Origin of the sequence: Mesorhizobium sp. M7D.F.Ca.US.004.03.1.1 (genome assembly GCF_003998635.1) — a bacterium.
GTDB classification, from domain to species: domain Bacteria; phylum Pseudomonadota; class Alphaproteobacteria; order Rhizobiales; family Rhizobiaceae; genus Mesorhizobium; species Mesorhizobium loti.
Genome location: NZ_RZQG01000800.1, coordinates 1 through 2762 on the forward strand (window position 1 = coordinate 1; position 2762 = coordinate 2762).

A 2762-nucleotide genomic window follows, 5' to 3' on the forward strand; every position below is an offset into this window, starting at 1 on the left:
GCCGCCACCGAGATAGCGTGTGCCAGCGGCTTTTAGCGCCGCGTTGGCGTCCTTCACCGTTGCGAAAGTCTGCAGTGCTAGCGCCATGGCTTGGCTCCTGTCAGCTCTGGCCGGCGCAATGGCTTTTCAGCGCGTTGAAGCCGCCCTGGAAGACATTGGTGCCCATGCCCTCGGCCAGCTTGTCGGCTTCCTCGGGCGCGGCATCGAAACTGGCGGTCCATTCGGCATAGGTGCGGTCGCCATCGGTGACACGCCGCAACTGCAGCGTTGCCTTGTGATTGGTAAGCGGCTGCGGCGTCTCCAGGATGGAATAGCTGACGAGGAAATTCTGATCGGAGAAGTCGAGCAGTTTTTCACGGATGCGAGCGCCGCTGGCGAGCTGGAAGTTGCGCACGCTGCCGATCGTCGAGGCGTCCTTGCCGTCCTCGATATGGCTTTCGACCATGCGCGGATGCCAGCCTGGCAGTCCGTTGAAGTCGCGTATGCGCGCCCAGACCTTTTCGACCGGCGCGTCGATGACGCTGGAGATGGTGACTTTGGCCATTCAAATCTTCCCTTGCAAAAACGATCCGGTGCAAGGGTAGGCCGGCCACTTCAACGGCGCTTATCAATGCGTCTTGAGCGCGTATCAAGGAGTCTGAAAAAGGGTCGACCTCCGGATTTCTTTCCTTGCCACCCTTCAAGATGCATCAAGCCTTTGATTGCGCCGTTTGCCAGCAGCGATTGTAGGCTGCTGGCTCTGTTTTGCGCCAAGCTACCTCTCGCGGCGCATCCACCTGGCTAGAAAGGGGCGGTGCTATAGACCGCCCCTTTCTGGACCTCAGTTCCGGCAGTTGGGACTGACAGGGTCATACAGTCGTGGGCTCACCCCGAGACACTTGGACGTCGACTCGGCGCCGGCGGTCCCGATGGTCCCTGCCTGGACAGGGTCCACCATGGCTTTAGCGACGAATGAAGTCGCCGGGTCACCCCAGGTATCGAAGTCGCCATTGTCGGCACGTAGACTGTGAACGCCGACGAAGGGGGCGGTATTCGAGTAGGCGGCTTCGCTCACGATCGAGTTCGCCAAAAGGCCGAACACTACAAGTGAAACCGTACGAGTGGTGCGAGTATTCTGGTTAGAAGCAAAGTACAACATGTCAACCTCCTTTTATTAGTTATTGGTCTCTCGTGATTGAGAGACTGCATGGAGGTTACGAACGGGTCCGGAGCCTTCCGTGAAAAAAAGAAGCCCCGATCGTGAAAACTCGAAACCGGAAATTCTGATTTGACGGGCGGTAGCTGTCGGAAAAGGACTGGAGACCCAAGACGTGATACATGATATTGAGCTAAATTACACGATGTGAGGCGTCGTGACCTATGGTCGGAGCAACTGAACCAGACACGCGGCCGTACCTAAAGTTGCTGGGCAGAGTTGCCTTGCACGATTGCGACGGGCGCGACCTGACTCCGAAATCCCGAAGGTCTGTCTGCTTACTCGCTTTTCTGGCGCTGCAGCGCGATGGGCAAGCCACGCGAGAGAAAATCTGCGGATTGCTATGGAGTGGCAGAGGTGACGAACAAGCGCGCGACTCGCTTCGCCAAACCTTGGCCGACCTCAGACGCACATTAGGAGCAAGAGCCAAACAGCTCCTTCGAGCCACAAGAGACACGATTGGAATCGAGCTGGGAGAACTCCGCGTCGATGTGCGGATAGTCGAACAGATGTTGGCCCAAGGGAACCCCGAAGCAATCCTCTTTGCGGCGGACCATTGGGATGGTGGACTCTTGGAGGGCCTGCTTTCTCCGGACCCCGAATTCGACGCCTGGCTGAGCATCGAGCGGACGTACATAACAGAAATTTTCGTGCGTTCGGCTGACGTGGCTCTTGCGGTCGCCGTTCGAACGGGATGCGAGCCGGACCTTCACAAACTGGCGGAGTATCTCATTCGAATTGAGCCAACAAACGAGGCTGCCCACTCGGCTTTGATTGGATGGGCGCTAGACAAAGGCAATGCATCCGCAGCACTTCGACGCTATGAGGCATGCCGCGAGGCATTTAGACGTGATCTTGATTCCGAGCCCCCATTGGCTTTACGGCGGCTCGCCGAAGCCGCGCAGAATCCCCAGCGCGAAGCTTTGAGCCGACAGGCGTCAGGCCGGTCATTGACTTGCCGGCGGCTGCCTTCCGTAGCGTTGATTGCCAGGCCACCAGTAGGGCCGCCGGAGTTTACCAACGGGCTCGCTGGTTTCCTGTTTGAGGAGTTGGTGGGTGCATTGGGACGATCGCACAGTCTTGCGTTGTTGCTCCCAACGCACCCCGACGAACGCCTCGATGCGACTTACACGCTCACAATGAATATGTGGGTCGAGGAAAGGCGGCTGCAGGCTTCTTTCAGATTGAGCAGGAACATCGATCGGACGCATCTCCTTTCGGAGCGAATGGACAATGAAAACCTGGGCATTGTTGCAGAGTCGCTGGCCGATTTGGATCGGATTGTCAGTCACGTTGAATACGCAATCGCCACCGACCATCGTCAGGCAGGAAAGGAGCTAGATGACGCTTACAGCATATGGTTGGACGCCGACCGATTGACTGAAAGCTTTCGTTCGCACGATCTCGCCGGCGCTGTCTCCATGTTGCATCGAGCCGCCGCCTTGGATCCCGGATTTTCTCGTCCTATCGCAGCGCTCGCTTCCATTCAACTTTGTCAGCCAATGGCAAACCCTAGCAGCGAGGTCACCTCACTTTCGTTCAGCGGAGCACTCGCATTGGCCAAGAA

General features: G+C 57.6%; 2 protein-coding genes and 1 pseudogene. 1 reads left to right on the plus strand and 2 read right to left on the minus strand.

The window, feature by feature from the left end; genetic code table 11:
* A pseudogene (locus EN935_RS42960) lies at nucleotides 1-87 on the minus strand (xanthine dehydrogenase family protein subunit M); the annotation flags it as partial.
* Between the two features lie 13 nt (nucleotides 88-100).
* Nucleotides 101-544, minus strand: a complete 444-nt coding sequence (locus tag EN935_RS30035; protein WP_127373922.1) for an SRPBCC family protein — start codon at nucleotides 542-544, stop codon at nucleotides 101-103.
* Between the two features lie 1142 nt (nucleotides 545-1686).
* On the opposite strand from EN935_RS30035, the gene EN935_RS30040 reads away from it, so the two are divergent.
* Nucleotides 1687-2762 (plus strand): BTAD domain-containing putative transcriptional regulator (locus EN935_RS30040; protein WP_281040368.1); only part of this gene is annotated, 1076 nt, incomplete at its 3' end.

What these genes read in the sequence shown, in the direction of transcription:
- EN935_RS30035 (WP_127373922.1), bottom strand. Translation starts at nt 544, where the DNA reads ATGGCCAAAGTCACCATCTCCAGCGTCATCGACGCGCCGGTCGAAAAG.